The organism is Amycolatopsis thailandensis (genome assembly GCF_042723255.1).
GTDB classification, from domain to species: Bacteria; Actinomycetota; Actinomycetes; order Mycobacteriales; family Pseudonocardiaceae; genus Amycolatopsis; species Amycolatopsis thailandensis.
Genome location: NZ_JBHXJK010000022.1, coordinates 76,759 through 95,112, shown reverse-complemented (window position 1 = coordinate 95,112; position 18,354 = coordinate 76,759). Strand labels below are relative to the sequence as shown.

At 69.2% G+C, this 18,354-nt stretch carries 13 protein-coding genes; 8 read left to right on the top strand and 5 right to left on the bottom strand.

Annotated features, from left to right (window positions below; all coding sequences use genetic code 11):
* Positions 1-120: 120 nt before the first annotated feature.
* The 3 genes from ACFWMR_RS11710 to ACFWMR_RS11700 form a co-directional block, all read right to left on the bottom strand.
* Positions 121-972, bottom strand: a complete 852-nt coding sequence (locus ACFWMR_RS11710) for a chitosanase (protein WP_378378329.1) — start codon at positions 970-972, stop codon at positions 121-123.
* A gap of 119 nt (positions 973-1,091) precedes the next feature.
* On the bottom strand, positions 1,092-2,258 hold the full coding sequence (locus ACFWMR_RS11705; RefSeq protein WP_378378328.1) for a saccharopine dehydrogenase family protein: 1,167 nt from the start codon (positions 2,256-2,258) through the stop codon (positions 1,092-1,094).
* 19 nt (positions 2,259-2,277) lie between these two features.
* Positions 2,278-2,919 carry a GOLPH3/VPS74 family protein gene (locus tag ACFWMR_RS11700; RefSeq protein WP_093933949.1) on the bottom strand — a complete coding sequence of 214 codons (642 nt, stop codon included), beginning with the start codon at positions 2,917-2,919 and terminating at the stop codon, positions 2,278-2,280.
* 202 nt (positions 2,920-3,121) lie between these two features.
* Between ACFWMR_RS11700 and ACFWMR_RS11695 the strand changes: the two genes are divergently transcribed.
* The 6 genes from ACFWMR_RS11695 (at position 3,122) to hrpA (ending at position 11,987) form a co-directional block, all read left to right on the top strand.
* Positions 3,122-4,597 (top strand): APC family permease, encoded by a 1,476-nt coding sequence (locus tag ACFWMR_RS11695; protein WP_378278431.1) that lies wholly within the window; start codon positions 3,122-3,124, stop codon positions 4,595-4,597.
* The gene (locus tag ACFWMR_RS11690) at positions 4,594-5,154 is read left to right on the top strand and encodes a GNAT family N-acetyltransferase (RefSeq protein WP_378378327.1); all 561 of its coding nucleotides are present in this window, start codon (positions 4,594-4,596) and stop codon (positions 5,152-5,154) included. Before ACFWMR_RS11695 ends, ACFWMR_RS11690 begins: the two co-directional genes overlap by 4 nt.
* A gap of 49 nt (positions 5,155-5,203) precedes the next feature.
* Positions 5,204-5,515 (top strand): hypothetical protein, encoded by a 312-nt coding sequence (locus ACFWMR_RS11685; protein WP_378378326.1) that lies wholly within the window; start codon positions 5,204-5,206, stop codon positions 5,513-5,515.
* 41 nt (positions 5,516-5,556) lie between these two features.
* A complete protein-coding gene (locus ACFWMR_RS11680) occupies positions 5,557-6,774 on the top strand; it encodes a cation:proton antiporter (protein ID WP_378278434.1) in 1,218 nt (405 codons plus the stop codon).
* 13 nt (positions 6,775-6,787) lie between these two features.
* A complete protein-coding gene (locus ACFWMR_RS11675; protein WP_093933954.1) occupies positions 6,788-7,951 on the top strand; it encodes an alpha-hydroxy-acid oxidizing protein in 1,164 nt (387 codons plus the stop codon).
* Between the two features lie 148 nt (positions 7,952-8,099).
* The gene (gene hrpA / locus ACFWMR_RS11670; RefSeq protein ID WP_378378325.1) at positions 8,100-11,987 is read left to right on the top strand and encodes an ATP-dependent RNA helicase HrpA; all 3,888 of its coding nucleotides are present in this window, start codon (positions 8,100-8,102) and stop codon (positions 11,985-11,987) included.
* A 324-nt stretch (positions 11,988-12,311) separates the two neighbouring features.
* On the opposite strand, the gene ACFWMR_RS11665 is transcribed toward hrpA, so the two are convergent.
* Complete coding sequence (locus tag ACFWMR_RS11665; RefSeq protein ID WP_378378324.1) at positions 12,312-14,018, bottom strand: bifunctional 3'-5' exonuclease/DNA polymerase; 1,707 nt, start codon at positions 14,016-14,018, stop codon at positions 12,312-12,314.
* Between the two features lie 148 nt (positions 14,019-14,166).
* Here ACFWMR_RS11665 and ACFWMR_RS11660 point away from each other — a divergent pair, with 148 nt between their 5' ends.
* Positions 14,167-15,801 (top strand): acyl-CoA synthetase, encoded by a 1,635-nt coding sequence (locus ACFWMR_RS11660; protein WP_093933955.1) that lies wholly within the window; start codon positions 14,167-14,169, stop codon positions 15,799-15,801.
* On the opposite strand, the gene ACFWMR_RS11655 is transcribed toward ACFWMR_RS11660, so the two are convergent.
* The gene (locus ACFWMR_RS11655) at positions 15,798-16,748 is read right to left on the bottom strand and encodes a hypothetical protein (protein WP_378378323.1); all 951 of its coding nucleotides are present in this window, start codon (positions 16,746-16,748) and stop codon (positions 15,798-15,800) included. The two genes, ACFWMR_RS11660 and ACFWMR_RS11655, sit on opposite strands and share 4 nt — an antisense overlap.
* A 260-nt stretch (positions 16,749-17,008) precedes the next feature.
* Here ACFWMR_RS11655 and ACFWMR_RS11650 point away from each other — a divergent pair, with 260 nt between their 5' ends.
* Positions 17,009-18,259, top strand: coding sequence for a S8 family peptidase (locus ACFWMR_RS11650; protein WP_093933956.1), 1,251 nt, complete (start codon positions 17,009-17,011; stop codon positions 18,257-18,259).
* Positions 18,260-18,354 lie beyond the last annotated feature (95 nt).

Here is an 18,354-nt window from a genome sequence, read left to right as displayed (position 1 = left end):
CCCCGGGCCCCCCCCCATCCCGGTGGGCCTGGGGGATCGGCTTTCCCCGGGGGGGGTTTGTTTTGGGGCCCCCCGTTCACCCTATTACCGACCCAAGGGGACCCCTCATGACACCGGGCGCTAGTTGATCTCGTACGGGTCCCCGTAGACCTTCCACTTCAGCGGGGTGTGCAGGTCCAGGTTGCCGTCGTTGAGCCACACCAGCTGGGCCGTGTCGATCCGCGACGTGTCCGCGTGCGCCTCCTCCTGCTTCATGACCACGCGCCGCGCGTCGAGGAACGCCTTCAGGTACGCCGTCTCGTCGCCGCCCTGGGACGGCGGCTTCGCCTTCTGGAGCGCGGCCGAGCGGATGCCGCCGAAGCTGGCCTGGCTGGTGCCGGGCCCATGCATCACGATGGCGTCGTAGTAGATGAATTGCCCCAGAGCGCCCAGTCCGTCCGATTTGGCCTGGTTCACCGCCGGGTCGAAATAGACGCGATCGCGTTCGCCGTTCTGCGCTTCCTTGAAGTCCGCGCGTCCGGCGGCCTCCTTCCACGCGTTTTCGAAACCGCTGCCGAGGCCTTCGTGCGAATCGCTGCCGTCCACTTTCCGTAGCGCCGGAAGGTATTCCGCGAGCGGGTTGTCCGGGACCGAGTTCGTGTAGCGCTCGACGAGGTCGAGCATGTCGCCGGTACCGGAGCAGAACCCGATGATGCCGGCGGTGTACCCGCGTCCATCGCCGATGTCCTCGATGTAGGAGTACTGCGCTTTCCAGTCCAGCGAAGAGTTTTCCGCGCTGGAGACGATCTGCATCGCGATCTCCTTCTTCTCCGGTGAGGCGAGGTCGCCACCGGAGGCGAAGATCGACGCCGATGCCGGGGCGGGATCGGCGGACGCGTGTGAAGAGAGCGCGACAGGGCCGGAAACGGCGAGAGCGAGAACGGAGACCGCGCCGAGGGCACGGCGCATCGCGGGCCGCAGGGTGTCACTCATGAAAGGTGTCCCTTTCCACAGATAATTGTCATTCTCTGTCAGGTGTTGCTGCGGCGTGGGCACACGATAACCAGGGGTGACAGTTTCCGGCAAGGGGTCGATCCGGTTGAAGATTTTTGCTACAGGGTCGCGAAGCGCAGACCGGCGTCGCTCAGCCTGTCGATCAGCGCCTGCCCCATCGCGGTCGCCGTGGTGACCTGTCCGGCCGTCTCGGGCAGTTCGTCCAGCGCCAGGCACAGGGCGGACTTGCCGAGCATCTTGGCCGTCTCGCCGTAGCCCGGGTCGCCGCCGGACACCTCGGTCACCACATGCTCGCCGTCGCTTTCGGCGTGGAACCGCACGGAGAACCACGACCGCGCGCGGCGCTGTTCGTCCGGTCCGCCGCCGGGCTTCAGCAGTTTCGACAGGGCCCGCCGCGCGGGCGGGATCTGGGCGGCTCCGAAGAGGACACCCATCCCGGCGGCGCCGGCGACCACCGTCGGAAGTCGTTTGATCGCCGCGAAATGCCGGTAGGTGAAGTCGGGGCCGTACGCCGGGAGGGCGGCGGCGGACCGTTCGACGATCATCGGGTCGATGGTCGGCAGCGGCACCGCCCAGAAGCCGTCGGGGCTGCGGTGCGGAGTGCCGAGCGAGGCCCGCGCGCGACGGCCCGCCGGGCGGGGTTCGGCCGCGGCGCGGTCCCGCGCGGCGCGGATACTCGGCGACAGCCGGGAAAACGCGGTCAACGCGGAAAGGAACGTGCCGCCCGAAGGTGCCGCGCCCGCGCGCACGTAGCCGTCGATCCGGATCGGTTTCCCCTGTGGCAGCAGGGAAACCGTGAACAGGGCGCCGAGGTCGTGCGGGATCGAGTCGAAACCGCACGCGTGCACCAGCCGGGCGCCGGTCTCGGCGGCGCGGGCGTGATGGGCGAGGTACATCCTGTCGACGAACTCGGGCTCACCGCACAGATCGGCGTAGTCGGTCCCGGCCTCGGCGCACGCGGCGACCAGAGGTTCTCCGTAGTGGACGTACGGGCCGACCGTGGTGGCGACGACCTTGGTGGACTCCGCGACCTTCCGCAGCGAGCCCGCGTCGGAGACGTCGGCTCGCAGCAGCGGTAGCTCACCGAAGTCCGGATTGATCGAGAAAAGGTTTTCCCGCAACGCTTCGAGCTTTCCGGGATCGCGGCCGGCCAGTGCGAGACGCAGGCCGGGTGGCGCGGTGCGCGCGAGATATTCCGCCGTCAGACCACCGGTGAACCCGGTGGCGCCGAACAGCACGACGTCGTGGTCACGGTCGGTGAGCATCGCCCCACACTACCGCCGGTCACCGCCGGTCGCCGGTGTAGACGACGGCGGCGCCCACCGCGTCCACGCCCGAGATCAGCTCGGCGAGCGCCTTCGGGAGTTCCCGGTGCGTGGCCTCGGCCCAGGTCCGCAGGCCCGCGCGGTCGAGTTCCGGTTCGCAGAGGTCGTCGAGGCCGATGGTCCAGGCCAGCAGGGCCAGGCAGACCGAATGCGGATCCGGCCGTTCGGTGCCGAGGACGGCCGTCCTCGCCTTGCTGCGCGCGGCCGTCGACATCAGCAGATCCCGCGGCGGGTAGCGGTGATTCTTCCGCATGAGCACCCGGTCGGTCTCGCGGTCGATCACTCCCGCGGTGAGCAGATTGTCCGCCACTGTTTCCCCGAGATCCTGACGGAGATGGTCGACCCATTCCCGGACGGTGTGCCCCTCGCGTTCGCCGAGGATTTCCGAGAACACCCGATCCAGCGGGGGATGCGCGAGGCCACGGCGGGTCAGCGGCCGGATTCGCTTGCGTTCCACGGTGATCCGCTCGGCGAGGAGGAGATCGCAGAGCGCGGCACCGGCCATTCCGATGCCGAGTCCCGTGCGGCGCAGCGCGGGTTTTCCGGTGAACTCGTCGTGGGCTAGGAAGAACAAGGAATCGACCAAAGTCAGCCGACGCATGAATGGCACGCCCTCCGGCGTTGTAGTGCGGGACGGCCAAAGTAGCGGTAGGCCGGGTACCACTGCGACCCGAGGTCCGTTTTTAGCCTGAACGGACGTATCTCGCCGGGTTGCCCGGCCCTAAGGTTGGATGGCTTTCGCAAGATCAAGAACGCGAACCGACCGTGTTCGCCGACAAACAGACGTCCGGGGGGACGGGTTCATGGGTACGCACAGACCGCGGCGCGGTCTCGGCCAACGGCGCCTCGGCGCCGCTCAGATCGTCTTCTTCGTGGTGGCGGCGGCGGGTCCGCTCTTCGCCATCGCGGGCGGGGTCCCGACGAACTACGCGGTCACCGGCAGTGTCGGTGTCCCGCTGTCGTTCCTCCTGCTCGCCCCGATCCTGGGGCTGTTCGCGGTCGGGTACGCGGCGATGAGCCGCTACATCACCAACGCGGGCGCCTTCTATCCCTACGTCGCCAACGGGGTCGGCAAATCCACCGGCGCCGGCATCGCGTTCGTCACATTGATCTCCTACAACGCCATCCAGATCAGCATCTACGGCCTGTTCGGCTGGTCGGTCTCGACCTGGCTCGGCACGCTCACCGGGTCACCGCCGCCGTGGTGGCTGTGTGCGCTGGTGATGGTGCTGATCGTCGGCGCGCTCGGGGTCCTGCGGGTCGATCTCAACGCCAAGGTCCTCGGGGTGGCGCTGTGCCTCGAAGTCGCCGTCGTCGTGATCGTCGACATCGCGTTGTTCGCGAATCCTGCCGGTGGCAGCGTTTCCTGGGTCCCGTTGGAGCCTTCCAGCCTGTTCACCACCGGAGTCGGGGCGGTGTTCGCCTTCTCCGCCGCGGCCTTCATCGGTTTCGAAGGCGCGGCGACCTACGGCGAGGAGACCCGCGAACCCAGCCGTACGGTCGGCCGGGCGACGTTCGCCGCGATCGGTCTCACCGCGGTGCTCTACGTCGCTTCGTCGCTCGCGCTGGCGGTGGGCGCCGGACCCGACGTCATCGTCACCGCCGCTGCCGCCCAAGGGCCCGATCTGCTGTTCAACCTGGCGGGGCAACATCTCGGCGAGACGTTCTCCAACGTCGCGTACACGCTCTTCGTGACCGGTCAGTGCGCGGCGCTGCTGAGCTTCCACAACGCCGTCGCGCGCTACTTCTTCGCGCTGGGCCGTGAAGGACTGCTGCCGCGTTCGCTCGCCAAGACGAGCAAACGCACGGGGGCGCCGGCCGCCGGTTCGCTCACGCAGACCGCGCTCGCCCTCGCCGTCGTCTCCCTGTTCGCGATCGCGGGCCGCGACCCGGTGACCGAACTGTTCACCTGGCTCGGCACGACGGCGTCGACCGGGGTCGTGGTGATCATGATCGCCGTCTCGCTTTCGGTGATCGGCTTTTTCAAACGTCGCCGCCAGGCCGAAAACGCTTGGCGCCGTTGGATCGCGCCGGGACTGGCGATCCTCGCGCTGTCGGCCGTCCTCGCGCTGATCCTGCTCAACTTCGACCTGCTGCTCGGTCCGGCCGGGAACTTCCTGCTGCGCTGGGGATTGCCGGGTCTCGTGGTCATCGCGGCCCTGGTCGGCTTCCTGCGCGCGGAGGTGTTGCGGACGCGGGATCCCGAGACCTACGCCGCGATCGGCGGTCCGCTCGAAGGTGAAGACGAAGAGCCCGCGAAGCTCCGGGCGGGACGATGATCGTGCGCTCAGCCGAACTGTCCGAAATGGACATCGTGGTCGACGTGCTGACCGAGGCCTTCCATGAAGACCCGGTCAGCGTGTGGGTCTTCCCCGACGCCGAGCGCCGCCCGGTGGCGTTGTCGATCTTCCATCGGGCGATCGTGCGCGGAACCCTCGCCGCGGGCGGCAACGTCGACGTCACCGACGACCTGTCCGCCACCGTGCTGTGGACGCCCAGCGGTGAGGAGGACGTCGACGGCGACGCGTTCGCCGGGCTCACCGGGGAGGAACTGGGCAGGCTCGCGGCGTTGTTCGAGTTGATGACCGAACGCGCCCCCGCCGGCGAGTACCGCCACGCGCAGTTCATCGGTGTCCGCAAGAGCGCGCAACGGCAGGGGATCGGCGGGTGGCTGCTGCGACACGGACTCGATCGCAACGGCGCCGTGCCCGCATACCTGGAAGCGAGCAGCCCGATGAGCGCGAAGTTGTACCGGCGGCTGGGTTTCCGTGACCACGGCCCGGCCTTCGCCGTGGCGGGCGGGCCGCCGATGCAGCCCATGTGGCGCGAACCGTGACAGATCTCTCGTCGATATGTCTATAAAGGACTGGTAAAGTCGCGGGCAGATGACGACGAACCGTGCCCCCGCCCCACGGCACCGTTCCGTCTTCTTCCTTCTGATCTTGCTCGTCTTCGCCTTCGTCACGCCGACCGTTCCCCACGGGCACGGCCGGACCGCGAAGGAAGACCCTGTCGCGGTCTTCGCGACCCATCCGCTGCCCGCCTTCCACGGCGGCCAAGCCGTTCCTCTCGCCGACGTGCCCGCCGAAACGGCGACCGTCGAACTCCTCGACGCCGGTCCCGCCCCTGAGCAGGGCGAACCCGTCGTCATCACCCGCGCGGTGCCCCAGGCTCCCGCGCGGGCGCCTCCCAGCTGAACCGGTCCTCATCCCGCATTCAGCCACCATCGGAGGTCTCCATGAGTTCCGGTCATGCCCTGCTGGCCGTCGGCGGGGCGTTCCTCGCTGCCGGTGTCATCGCCAGAGCCGGCGCCCGCATCGGGCTGCCCACGATCCCCCTGTTCATGCTGGCCGGTTTCGTCTTCGGCCCCAACACCCCCGGACTGTCCCTTGTGGACGATCCGAAAGAACTCGGTGTCCTCGCCGGGCTCGGCCTCGTCTTCCTCCTGTTCTACCTCGGCCTGGAGTTCTCCCTCGACGACCTCGCCAAGGGCGGGCGCAAACTCGTCTGGTCCGGGCTGATCTACCTGATCCTGAACATCGGCGGCGGGCTCGCCTTCGGCTTCCTGCTGGGCTGGGGAACCCGGGAAGCGCTGGTCATCGCCGGTGCCATCGGCATCTCGTCGTCGGCGATCGTCACGAAACTCCTGCTCGAAGCCCGCCGGATGAACAACCCCGAATCCCGGCTGATCATGGGCATCATCGTGATCGAGGACATCTTCCTCGCGCTGTACCTGGCGTTGCTGCAGCCGGTGCTGTCCGGCGCGGGGAGCTTCGCCACGGCGGCCGCCGACTTCGGCAAGGCCTTCGCGTTCCTGATCGTGATGGTCGCGCTCGCCCGCTGGGGCGGCCGGGTGGTGTCGAAACTGTTCGGCTCGGCCGACGACGAACTGCTGACCGTCTGCTTCGTCGGTGTCGCCGTCATGGGTGCCGCCGTCGCCGAGGAGGTCGGGGTGTCCGACGCCATCGGCGCGTTCATGGTCGGCATGATGCTCGGCGGCTCGAAGGTGGCGCCGCGCATCCACAAGCTGGTGCTCCCGCTGAGGGACGCGTTCGGCGCGCTGTTCTTCTTCATCTTCGGGCTCAGCATCGACCCGAACGCGGTCGGCTCGGTGGTCGTGCCGGTGCTGATCGCGGTGGCGCTGACGATCGTGCTGAACCTGGGCGCGGGCGCGCTGGCCGCGCGGCTGAACGGGTTCGGCCGCCAGGCCGGGGTGAACATCGGGCTGACCGTGCTCACCCGCGGCGAGTTCTCCCTGGTGCTCGCCGCGATGGCGACCGCCGCCGGACTGGACTCGCGGGTCGCGCCGTTCGTAGCGGGCTATGTCCTCCTGCTGGCCGTGATCGGTCCAGTCGCGGTCATCCGCTCGGAGAAACTCACCTGGTTGCTACCGGCGAGTATCGTCCGGCAGGATTCGACCACCCGGGACCGCGAAGAGCCGGCACCGGTGACGTGACGAGGAGGCCCGGGTGACCGAGCGGTTCGGCGGCTATCAGAACGAGATCTACCTGCAGGGGCTCGGCGGGACCTTCCCGCCGTGCTCCACCGACGCCACGAAGCTGGAGGAGTCGGCGCGGGAGGTCCTGGAGCCCGGGCCGTTCTGGTACGTCGCGGGGGCGGCCGGTTCCGGCGCCACCGCGCGCGCCAACCGGGAGGCGTTCGACCGCTGGCGCCTGGTACCCCGGATGCTCACCGGCGCCACCGAACGCGATCTGTCGACGACGGTCCTGGGGACGCCGATGCCGGCGCCGGTGCTGCTGGCGCCGGTCGGCGTCCAGTCGATCGTGCACGAGGGGGCCGAACCGGCCGCCGCGCGTGCCGCGGCGTCGGTCGGCCTGCCCTACATCATGTCGACGGCGTCCTCCACGAGCATCGAGGACGTCGCCGAGGCGAGTGGCGAGGGGCCGCGCTGGTTCCAGCTGTACTGGCCGACCGACAACGACGTCTGCGCGAGCATCCTGGCCCGGGCGAAGGCCGCGGGCTTCACCACGCTCGTCGTCACGCTCGACACCTGGACGCTGGCCTGGCGCCCGAACGACCTCGACCACGCGTACCTGCCGTTCATCAAGGGCGAGGGACTCGGTGTCCCGCTGAGCGACCCGGTGTTCCGCGGCCTGCTGGAGAAGACGCCGGAGGAGGACGCACCCACCGCGATCCTGCGCTGGATCTCGATGATCACCGGCACCGACAGCACCTGGGACCGGCTGCCGTTCCTGCGCGAGCACTGGGACGGGCCGATCGTGCTCAAGGGCATCCAGCACCCCGACGACGCGCGCCGCGCCGTCGAGACCGGGATGGACGGGATCGTCGTGTCCAACCACGGCGGCCGCCAGGTCGACGGCGCCGTCGCCTCGCTCGACGTGCTCCCGGAGATCGTGGCCGCCGTCGGCGACCGGCTGGAGGTCCTGTTCGACTCCGGCATCCGCACCGGCGCCGACATCGCCAAGGCGCTCGCGCTCGGGGCGAAGGCCGTGCTGGTGGGACGGCCCTGGGTCTACGGCCTGGCGCACGCGGGGGAAGACGGTGTCCGGCACGTGCTGCGGAGCCTGCTAGCCGACCTCGACCTGACCATGGGCCTGTCCGGGCACCGCACCCTGGCCGACCTCACGCCCGCCTCGCTCCGGCACGCCTGACCCCGCATTTCGTCCTCTGGATGCGGTAGTTCGCGGCACCAACTACCGCATCCAGAGGACGACACGCGCGGGGTGGACGTGGCGTGGCGGTGACGTGGGGGATATTCGGAGGCCCCGCTCGTCACGCACGGCTATCCTGGTGCCGGTCATGGCTTCTCAACCTTCCCCGCTCGGCGCCCTGCGCGCTCGCCTGCCCGAATTGATGTCGCGCGACGAGCACCGCCTCCGGCGCCGGCTCGACGGTGCCCGGAAAGCGCGGAACGCCGAGTCGATCACCGCGCGGATCGAGGCCGACATCGAGGCCGCGGAGCTGCGGGTCACCCGCCGCCGCGACGGCGTCCCGAAGATCTCCTATCCCGAAGAGCTGCCCGTCAGCCAGCGCAAGGACGAGATCGCCGCCGCCATCCGCGACCACCAGGTGGTGATCGTCGCGGGGGAGACCGGGTCCGGGAAGACGACCCAGCTGCCGAAGATCTGCCTCGAACTCGGCCGCGGGATCCGCGGCCAGATCGGCCACACCCAGCCGAGGCGGCTGGCCGCGCGCACCGTCGCCGACCGCATCGCCTCCGAGCTGAACACCGAGCTGGGCGAGGCCGTCGGCTACAAGGTCCGGTTCACCGATCAGTCCGGTCAGGACACGCTGGTCAAACTGATGACCGACGGCATCCTGCTGGCCGAGATCCAGACCGACCGCATGCTGCGGCAGTACGACACGCTGATCATCGACGAGGCGCACGAGCGCAGCCTCAACATCGACTTCATCCTCGGCTACGTCAAACAGCTCCTGCCTCGCCGTCCCGACCTCAAGGTGATCATCACCTCGGCGACGATCGACCCGGAGCGGTTCTCGAAGCACTTCGGCGACGCGCCGATCGTCGAGGTCTCCGGCCGGACGTATCCGGTCGAGGTCCGCTACCGGCCGATCATCGACCCCGACGATCCGGACGCCGACACAGACCGCGACCAGACGCAGGCCATCTGCGACGCCGTCGACGAACTTCAGCACGAGGGCCCTGGCGACATCCTGGTGTTCCTCTCCGGCGAGCGGGAGATCCGCGACGCCGCGGACGCGCTGTCCAAACAAGACCTCCGGAACACCGAGATCCTCCCGCTGTACGCGCGGCTTTCGTCGTCGGACCAGCATCGGGTGTTCCAGCGGCACACCGGGCGCCGCGTCGTGCTCGCGACCAACGTCGCCGAGACGTCGCTGACCGTGCCGGGCATCAAGTACGTCGTGGACCCCGGCACCGCCCGGATCTCGCGCTACAGCCACCGCACCAAGGTCCAGCGGTTGCCGATCGAGCCGGTCTCGCAGGCGTCGGCGAACCAGCGCAAGGGCCGCTGCGGCCGGACGTCGGACGGTATCTGCATCCGGCTGTACTCCGAAGACGACTTCGACGCGCGGCCCGAGTTCACCGATCCCGAGATCCTGCGGACCAACCTCGCTTCGGTCATCCTGCAGATGACCTCGCTCGGCCTCGGCGACATCGCGGCGTTCCCGTTCGTCGAGCCGCCGGACCGCCGCCAGGTCACCGATGGCGTCCAGCTGCTGCAGGAACTCGGCGCCTTCGAGATGTCGGACGGCAAGAAGCTCACCGAGACCGGTCGCAAGCTCGCGCTGCTCCCGGTCGACCCGCGGATGGCGCGGATGGTCCTGGAGGCCTCGCGCAACGGCTGCGTCCGCGAAGTGATGATCATCGCCGCCGCACTGTCCATTCAGGACCCGCGCGAGCGGCCGGCGGAGAAGCAGCAGGCGGCGGACGAGCAGCACGCGCGGTTCGCGGACAAGACGTCCGACTTCCTGGCGTACCTGAACCTGTGGGAGTACGTCAGCGAGCAGCAGAAGGCGTTGTCCACCGGCCAGTTCCGCCGGATGTGCCGCAACGAGTACCTGAACTACCTGCGTATCCGCGAATGGCAGGACATCTTCAGCCAGCTGCGTCAGCTGGCCAAACCGCTCGGCATCACCCTCGCCACCGCCACCGACGGCCCGGCCGATCCGCAGCGTGTGCACACGTCGCTGATCGCCGGGCTGTTGTCGCATGTCGGCCTCAAGGATCCGGCCAAGGGCGACTACCTCGGGGCCCGCGGGGCGCGGTTCTCGGTGTTCCCGGGGTCGGCGCTGTTCAAGAAGCAGCCGCGGTTCGTGATGTCGGCCGAACTGGTCGAGACCTCGCGCCTCTGGGGCCGGGTCAACGCGCGCATCGAACCGGAATGGGTCGAGCCGCTCGCCGGTCACGTCGTGAAGCGGAACTATTCCGAGCCGCACTGGGAACGCAAGCAGGGCGCCGTGATGGCCCTGGAGAAGGTGACGCTGTACGGCGTCCCTCTGGTGGCCGACCGCCGCGTCAACTACGGCCGGATCGACCCGGAGACGAGCCGCGAGCTGTTCATCCGGCACGCGCTCGTCGAGGGCGACTGGGAGACCCGGCACCACTTCTTCCGCGAGAACCGCGCACTGCTCGACGAGGTCGAGGACCTGGAGAACCGCGCTCGCCGCCGCGACATCCTGGTCGACGACGAGACCTTGTTCGAGTTCTACGACCAGCGTGTCCCGGCCGACGTCGTCTCCGCGCGGCATTTCGACAGCTGGTGGAAGAAGGCGCGGCACACCGAGCCCGATCTGCTGAGCTTCGAGAAGACGATGCTCATCAACGAGACCGCGGGTGGCGTGCGCGAGGCCGACTACCCCGACTTCTGGACCCAAGGCAACCAGACCTTCAAGCTCACGTACCAGTTCGAGCCGGGGGCTGACGCGGACGGCGTCACCGTGCACCTCCCGCTGCCGGTGCTGAACCAGGTCACCGCGGACGGTTTCGACTGGCAGGTCCCCGGGCTGCGCGAAGAACTGGTGACACAGCTGATCAAGTCGCTGCCCAAGGCGATCCGGCGCAACTTCGTGCCCGCGCCCGATCACGCGAAGCTGGTGCTCTCGCGGGTCGGTCCGGCCGACGGGCCACTGCTGCACGCCGTCGCCGACGAGCTGGAAGCGCTGCGCGGGGTGGTGATCCCGGACGACGCCTGGCAGCTGTCGGCGGTACCCGAACACCTGAAGATGACCTTCCGCGTGGTCGACGTCCGCGGCAAGAAGGTGTCCGAGGGCAAGGACGTCGAGGCGCTCAAACGGGATTTGAGCGGCCAGGTGCGCGCGACGATCTCCAAGGCCGCGGACAGCATCGAGCGGCAGGGCCTGACGACGCCCGCGTTCGGCGAGCTGCCGAAGGTGTTCGCGAGCAAGCAGCGCGGGCACGACGTCAAGGCGTATCCGGCGCTGGTCGACGAGGGCGGCACCGTGGCGGTGCGGCTGCTGGACACGCCGGGGCAGCAGGAACAGTCGATGTGGGCGGGCACGCGGCGGATGCTGCGGCTGAACATCCCGTCACCGATGAAGTTCATCACCCGCAACCTCGGCAACTCCTCGAAACTCGTGCTGAACCGGAATCCGCACGGTTCGGTGGCGGCACTGCTCGAAGACTGCGTCGACTGCGCCGTCGACAAGCTCGTGGCCGACAACGGCGGCCCGCGCTGGGACGAGGCGGGCTTCGCGGTCCTGCTGGAAAAGGTGCGCGCCGGGCTGAACGCCGGAGTGCTCGACGTGCTGACCAACGTCGAGAAGATCCTGCGCGCGGCGAACGACGTCGAGACCCGGCTGGCCGACACCCGCGGCCCGAAGGATTCGCTCGCGGACGTCCGGGCGCAGCTGGACGGGCTGGTGCACAAGGGTTTCGTCACCGAGACCGGGCAGGACAGGCTGAAGCACGTCGTCCGGTACCTGCGGGGGATCGAACGGCGGCTGGAGAAACTCCCGACCGAGCCCACTCGCGACATCCAGCGGACCGGCGACATCGCGTGGCTCCGCACCGAGTATCAGACGGCCCTGGACGCGCTGCCGCCGGGGACTTCGTCTCCCGCGCTGCGCGAGATCCGGTGGATGATCGAGGAGCTGCGGGTGAGCTTCTTCGCCCAGACCCTCGGCACCGCCCACCCCGTCTCGCTGAAGCGCGTCATCAAGGCCCTGGACGACGCCGCCGCCTGACCCCTCCCGCCCCGCGAGTTCCGCCCCCAATCACGCGAGTTCCGCCTCTAATCACGTGAGTCCCGCCCCCAATCACGCGTGTCGCGCCTTCAAGCACGTGTGTCGTCCATCTGATCACGCGTCCCGTCCCTCTGATCACGTGAGCCCGCCGCCTGATCGCGCGCGTTCCGTGGGGTGGAAGCCGTAACTCGCGTGCTTGGAGGCGTAACTCGCGTGATCAGGGGCGGAACTCACGTGATTGGAGGGCGAACTCGCGTGAGCAGACGGACGACACATGTGATCAGACGGACGACACGCGTGATCAGGGGGACGACACGGGGCGGGTCACTTGGCGTCGGCGTAGGTGTCCACGGCGGCGATGTGCAGCGGGAACCGGACCGGGCAGGCGGCACCGAACAGCATCCGCGCCGCCTCGGTCATGCTGTCCACAATGGACTGCGAGACCTCGTCGGCGAACTCGGCGGGGGTGTGCACCAGGACCTCGTCGTGCTGGAAGAACACCAGATGCGCGGGGGAGGGGAGCTTGCCGCGCAGGGTCGCCAGCAGGACCGCGGTCATGTCCGCCGCACTCGCCTGCACGACGAAGTTGCGGGTGAAGCGGCCCCAGTTGCGGGCCGCCTGACGCGCTTTGAGCTCGCCCGCCTCGTCCTCCGCGACACCGCCGGTCAGCGCGCGCCAGGCCTCCGACGGGGCGGGCGAGGTCCGGCCCAGCCGGGAGCGGACGCGCTCACCGCGTTCCCCGGCCTGCGCGGCTCGCTCCACATAGGACACCGCGTCCGGGAACCTGGTCCGCAGCAACGCCAGCAGCGGTCCCGCTTCGCCGGACGTGCCGCCGTACATCGCCGACAGCATCGCGATCTTCGCCCTGTCCCGATCGTCCCTGTCGTCCCACGCGGGCACCGGCACGCGGCGCACCCCGGAGAACATCGCCTCGGCCAGGCTCGCGTACAGATCCGTGGCCGCGGCGACGTCGGCCAGTTTGCGGTCACCGGACAACGCCGTCAGGACGCGCGGCTCCAGCTGCGCGGCGTCGGCGACCACCAGTTTCCAGCCCGGATCGGCCCGGACGCAGGTCCGCAGCACCTTCGGGATCTGCAACGCGCCCCCACCCCGGCTCGCCCAGCGTCCGGAGACGACCCCGCCGACGACATAATGCGGACGGAACCGGCCATCGCGCACCCACTCGTCGAGCCAGGTCCAGCCGTTGGCCGAATGCAGCCGCGCGAGTTCCTTGTACTCCAGCAGCGGTGGGACGGCGGGGTGGTCGATGTCGCGCAGCAGGTACTTCCTGGCCGACGTGACCTCGATGCCTTCCCGCCCGAGCGCGCGGACGACGCTGGCCGGGGCGTCCGGGTTGACCGGGCGGCCGCCGAAGGCGTCGCTGATCTTCGCCGCCAGCTCCACCAGCTTCTTCGGCCGTTGCCCTGCCGGGACACGGGGGCCGAGCTGCTCGGCCAGCAGTTCGAGGTGCAGGTCCGCCCGCCACGGCAGCCCGTCGGCGGACATCTCTGCGGCCGCCAGCGCGCTCGCCGACTCCGCCGCGAAGAGCAGCCGAAGCCGATCCGGATGCTCGGCGAGAGCGACCCGCTTCTCCTGTTCGGCCAGCACCCGGCGCGCGGCGTCGACCATGGTGACGCCGGAGGGCAGCCGCGGGCCGCGCGTCTCGAACAGCGTCGGCTGGTCCTCCTCGGCCCACAACGGCGCCTCGTCGGCGGGCGCTTCTTCCCCGTTTGCCCTGGCCAGCGCCGCGCGCAGGCTCCGCGACTCCTGCGGACGGCCCTCGTGCGCCAGCAGCAGACCCTCGGTCAGCGCCAGGTCGTGACACCGCCGCACCCGGACGCCTGCCTTGATCAACGCCGGGTACGCCTGTTCGACCGACGGGAACACCCACCGGGGTGAGTGCTCGGCCTCCACCCGCCGTACTTCGTCCACGAACTCCGGGATCTTCAGGCCGAGCCGCGGCGGCTGTCCGGAAATCGAGATCGCGAAGTCGCCATCTTCCTCTTGACCTGCGATCGCCTGCACACTCACATTGTGGTGGTTCCCACCGACATTTCTGTCACCAGACGGTTAGTGCGCCTGCGCTATCGGTCGGCTACTGTCGAGTAGCAACCCATACCGCCGGTACGCGAACGCCGCCGGCATGGTGTCTCGCCGCAGCAGCAACGGAGGTGCCCGGATGAGAAACCCCACCGGCCTCGCCACCCTGGTGGCGGGCAAGGTGACCGAGACCGTGCGCAGCATCGACGTGATGCGGCAAGCGGGCCTGCTCCCGATCCCGAGGGTCGACGAGGGCCTGCGTTCGCTGGTCATGGTGCGGAAGTGGGGTCCGTTCGCCGGGGCGAACATGATCGCCGCCCGCCGGGACCCGACCGCGACAGGCATCGTCGACGAGCTCGGCCCGCTGACCTTCAAGCAGCTCGACACCCAGTCGAACGCGCTGGCCAGGGCCTGGTCCGAACGCGGCCTCGGCCCGGGTTCGGTGATCGCCGCGCTGTGCCGCGACCACCGGGGTCTCGTGCTGACGATGCTCGCCTCCGGCAAGCTCGGCGCGAAGCTGCTGCTGATGAACACCGGGTTCGCCAAACCGCAGCTCGCGGACGTCGCGAAACGCGAGGGTGTCACAGCGCTCGTGTACGACCAGGAGTTCACCGACCTGCTGGACGCTGTCGAGGGCGAAGTCGACCACTACCTCGCGTGGGTCGATTCGGACACCGCGCGCTCGCCTGACATCCCGGTCGTCACCGAACTGGTCGCCAGCACCGACGACCGGCCGTGGCCGGCGCCCGCCAAACCGGGCGGCTTCATCCTGCTGACCAGCGGCACCACCGGGACGCCGAAGGGCGCGCCGCGGCCGCACACCTCCGCGCTCGCGTCCGCGCAATTCCTCGACCGCATCCCGCTGCGCACCGGCGAAGCGACCTACATGGGCGCGCCGCTGTTCCACGGCACCGGGTTGTCGCAGTTCATCCTGTCCTTCGCGCTCGGCTCGAAGGTCGTCATGCGGCGCAAGTTCGTGCCGGAGGAGACGCTGCGAGGGGTCGCGGAAAGCCGGTGCACCACGCTGGTCCTCGTGCCGACGATGTTGCAGCGGATCGTCGATCTGCCCGAAGAGGTCCGCGCCAAGTACGACACGTCTTCCCTGCGGATCATCTTCGTCGCGGGCTCCGCGCTGTCCCCGGACCTCGGGAACCGCGCGACCGCCGCGTTCGGCGACGTCGTGCACAACCTCTACGGCTCGACCGAGGTCGCGGTCGCGACGGTCGCGACCCCCGAGGACTGGCGCAAGGCGCCGGGCACGGTCGGCCGCGCGCCGGTGGGCTGCAAGGTCGCGCTGTACGACGAGAAGGGCGGCAAGATCACCGAGCCGCACGTCACCGGGCGGGTGTTCGTCGGCAGCGGGCTGAGCTTCCAGGGCTACACCGACGGCCGGAACAAGGAGATCATCGACGGGCTGCTCTCCAGCGGCGACGTCGGCCATTTCGACGAGGACGGCCTGCTCTTCATCGACGGCCGTGACGACGAGATGATCGTCTCCGGCGGCGAGAACGTGTTCCCGATCGAGGTGGAGAACCTCCTGGTCGAACGCGAGGACGTGCTCGAAGCGGCGGTCGTCGGTGTCGAAGACCCCGAGTTCGGGCAGCGCTTGAAGGCGTTCGTCGTGCGGGCCGAGAAGTCGGACCTGGACGTCGACGGCGTGCGCGAGTACGTCAAGGCGAACCTCGCCCGCTACAAGGTGCCGCGCGACGTGGAGTTCCTCGACGAGCTACCGCGCAACGCGACCGGGAAGGTGCTGCGGAACAAGCTCCACTAGTACTCCCAGTCGATGCCGAACACGCCGGGGCCGAAGTCGAGCGCCACGGCGTGGACGCCGCTGCCTTGGTCCAAGGTGAGTTCTTTCCGGTCCAGAGGCGACGTCCCTTGCCGGGAGTATTGCCAGCATTTGGTGGGGATGGTGTCCGGGTCGAACCGGATCTCCAGCAGATACTCGCGCACGGGGCGCCGGAACTCGCGGTAATGCGTGTTCCGGCACTCCGGGTACGGCGGTCCGGAGTTGGTCAGGGAGTACTCGATCAGGTGGGTCTCGCCGCGGTCGATGGGCCGGTCGAAGAGCAGTTCGGCGACGGTGAGCCCGTGCTCGTCGTCGACCTCGGCGCGGCCGACGTGGCAGTTGCGCAGCGTGTTTAGCACCGGCGGCCCGGCCTCGGGATCGCCTTGGGCGTAGACCAGCAGCCAGCGGTCCTGGCCGTCCGCGCCCGCCTGGAACACCGCCCGGGCGGTCACCGCGCGTTGCCCGCCGTCTTCGGCGATCTCGCACAGGTCGTGCAGGCCGACCAGCTTCAGCTGATGGTGCTGTTCGAGCGCGTTGGGCGCGCCGACCTTCTCCAGCAGCGCCTGGAGGGCTTCGAGCGGGAAGGTCAACGGCTGCTCGGTGGTAGCGCGGCTCCGGCGTGACGACGCCCCGCGCGGACGCGGCGGCGGCAAGAGACTGAGCAGCGAACCGGCGGGAATCGCCAGGACTTCTTCGAGGACCCGGACCGCGGAGAGTGAACTCTGCCGTTCCGGCTGGCGTTTCCCGGACTGCCAGTAGCTCAATGCGGTGACGCTGACCGACGCGCCGCGAGCGAGAAGTCTCGCTTGGATACGGTCGAGACTCAGCCCGCTGGTGGCGATGGCCGATCGCAACGCCGTGGCGAACGCGGTACGCGGTTCTTCCTCATCGTCGGTGCTCACTCGGTCCGCCGTGCTCCCCGCCACCATATGTCGCCCGACCGCCCCCGCCTGCCGTTTTCTCGACCCGTCCGGTTGATAACAACACGAATAACTTTATCAGTCTGGGGTAACACTCCAGGGGCGCCTTCTGCCAGGCGAAAACCCCTTTCCGGACGAGCGCTGCTACTCCTTTTGGCCTAGTACTGGTAACTGTGAATCATTGCCCGCCACCTGGCGCACCGGCTTGCATGGCCTCAGCAACGATCATCCTCCCGGGTGATCCGCACGGCGCGGCAGGAAGGGAACCAGTGAGCAAGTCCCGGAAGAACCTGAAGTCCCGAAAGACCCGTAGCGGCCTCGTGGCGGGTGTCGCCCTCGCCGGCGTGACCGCGGCTGTCGCCACCTTCGGCGCGGGTGCGGCCAACGCCGACCAGCAGGGCGAGATCCGTGACGCCGGTGTGGCCAACGCGGTCGGCGGCAGCTACATCGTCGTCCTCAAGCCGACCGCGGTCGGCCAGGGTGTGGCCGCGGCGAACGAGGTCACCGCGAACGTCGCCTCGAAGGCACAGGGCCTCACCGGTCAGTACGGCACCACGCTGTCCCGCACGTTCGGCTCGGCGCTGAACGGCTTCTCGATCAAGGCCGACGAGGCCGCCGCGAAGCGTCTCGCCGCCGACCCGCAGGTCGCGTACGTCGTCCAGAACAAGACGTTCAAGATCAGCGAGACCCAGGACAACCCGCCGTCGTGGGGCGAGGACCGCGTCGACCAGGCGGACCTGCCGCTCGACAACAAGTACACCTACCCGACGAAGGCCGACAACGTCACCGCCTACGTCATCGACACCGGTGTCCGCGGTTCGCACAAGGACTTCGGTGACCGCGCGACCGGCGGCAAGGACTTCGTCGACAACGACGACACCCCCAACGACGAGCACGGTCACGGCACGCACGTCGCCGGCACCATCGGTGGCACGGACCACGGCCTGGCCAAGGGCGTGAAGATCGTCGGCGTCCGCGTGCTGGACGCCAACGGCAGCGGCACCACCGAGGGTGTCGTCGCCGGTGTCGACTGGGTCGCGGCGAACGCCAAGGGCCCGTCGGTCGCCAACATGAGCCTGGGCGGTGGCGCGGACGACGCCCTGGACGCGGCGGTCAAGGGTGCCATCGACAAGGGCGTGACCTTCGCGCTCGCGGCGGGCAACGAGTCCTCCGACGCGGGCACCACCTCCCCGGCGCGGGTCAAGGAGGCCATCACGGTGGCCGCCAGCGACAAGACCGACAAGCAGGCCAGCTTCTCGAACTACGGTTCGGTCGTGGACCTGTACGCGCCGGGTGTCGACATCACCTCGACGTGGGGCACCGGTGACGACGCCACTAACACCATCAGCGGTACCTCGATGGCTTCGCCGCACGTCGCCGGCGCTGCCGCGCTGTACCTCTCGGCCCACCCGGACGCCACTCCGGCCCAGGTCTCCGAAGGCCTGGTCGCGGCGGCCGCCGACGGCAAGATCAGCAACCCGACCGGGGGCACCGCGAACAAGCTGCTCCAGGTGAAGTAAGACCCTTTCGGACAGGCTGCCCCCGGCGAACTCCAGGCGCCGGGGGCAGCCATCCGTCCGAGGGACGCCGGACTTGTTACCAACGGGTAAGCTCC

Coding starts and splice junctions, on each gene's coding strand:
- ACFWMR_RS11710 (WP_378378329.1), bottom strand. CDS start 972: ATGAGTGACACCCTGCGGCCCGCGATGCGCCGTGCCCTCGGCGCGGTC.
- ACFWMR_RS11705 (WP_378378328.1), bottom strand. CDS start 2,258: ATGCTCACCGACCGTGACCACGACGTCGTGCTGTTCGGCGCCACCGGG.
- ACFWMR_RS11700 (WP_093933949.1), bottom strand. CDS start 2,919: ATGCGTCGGCTGACTTTGGTCGATTCCTTGTTCTTCCTAGCCCACGAC.
- ACFWMR_RS11695 (WP_378278431.1), top strand. CDS start 3,122: ATGGGTACGCACAGACCGCGGCGCGGTCTCGGCCAACGGCGCCTCGGC.
- ACFWMR_RS11690 (WP_378378327.1), top strand. CDS start 4,594: ATGATCGTGCGCTCAGCCGAACTGTCCGAAATGGACATCGTGGTCGAC.
- ACFWMR_RS11685 (WP_378378326.1), top strand. CDS start 5,204: ATGACGACGAACCGTGCCCCCGCCCCACGGCACCGTTCCGTCTTCTTC.
- ACFWMR_RS11680 (WP_378278434.1), top strand. CDS start 5,557: ATGAGTTCCGGTCATGCCCTGCTGGCCGTCGGCGGGGCGTTCCTCGCT.
- hrpA (WP_378378325.1), top strand. CDS start 8,100: ATGGCTTCTCAACCTTCCCCGCTCGGCGCCCTGCGCGCTCGCCTGCCC.
- ACFWMR_RS11660 (WP_093933955.1), top strand. CDS start 14,167: ATGAGAAACCCCACCGGCCTCGCCACCCTGGTGGCGGGCAAGGTGACC.
- ACFWMR_RS11655 (WP_378378323.1), bottom strand. CDS start 16,748: ATGGTGGCGGGGAGCACGGCGGACCGAGTGAGCACCGACGATGAGGAA.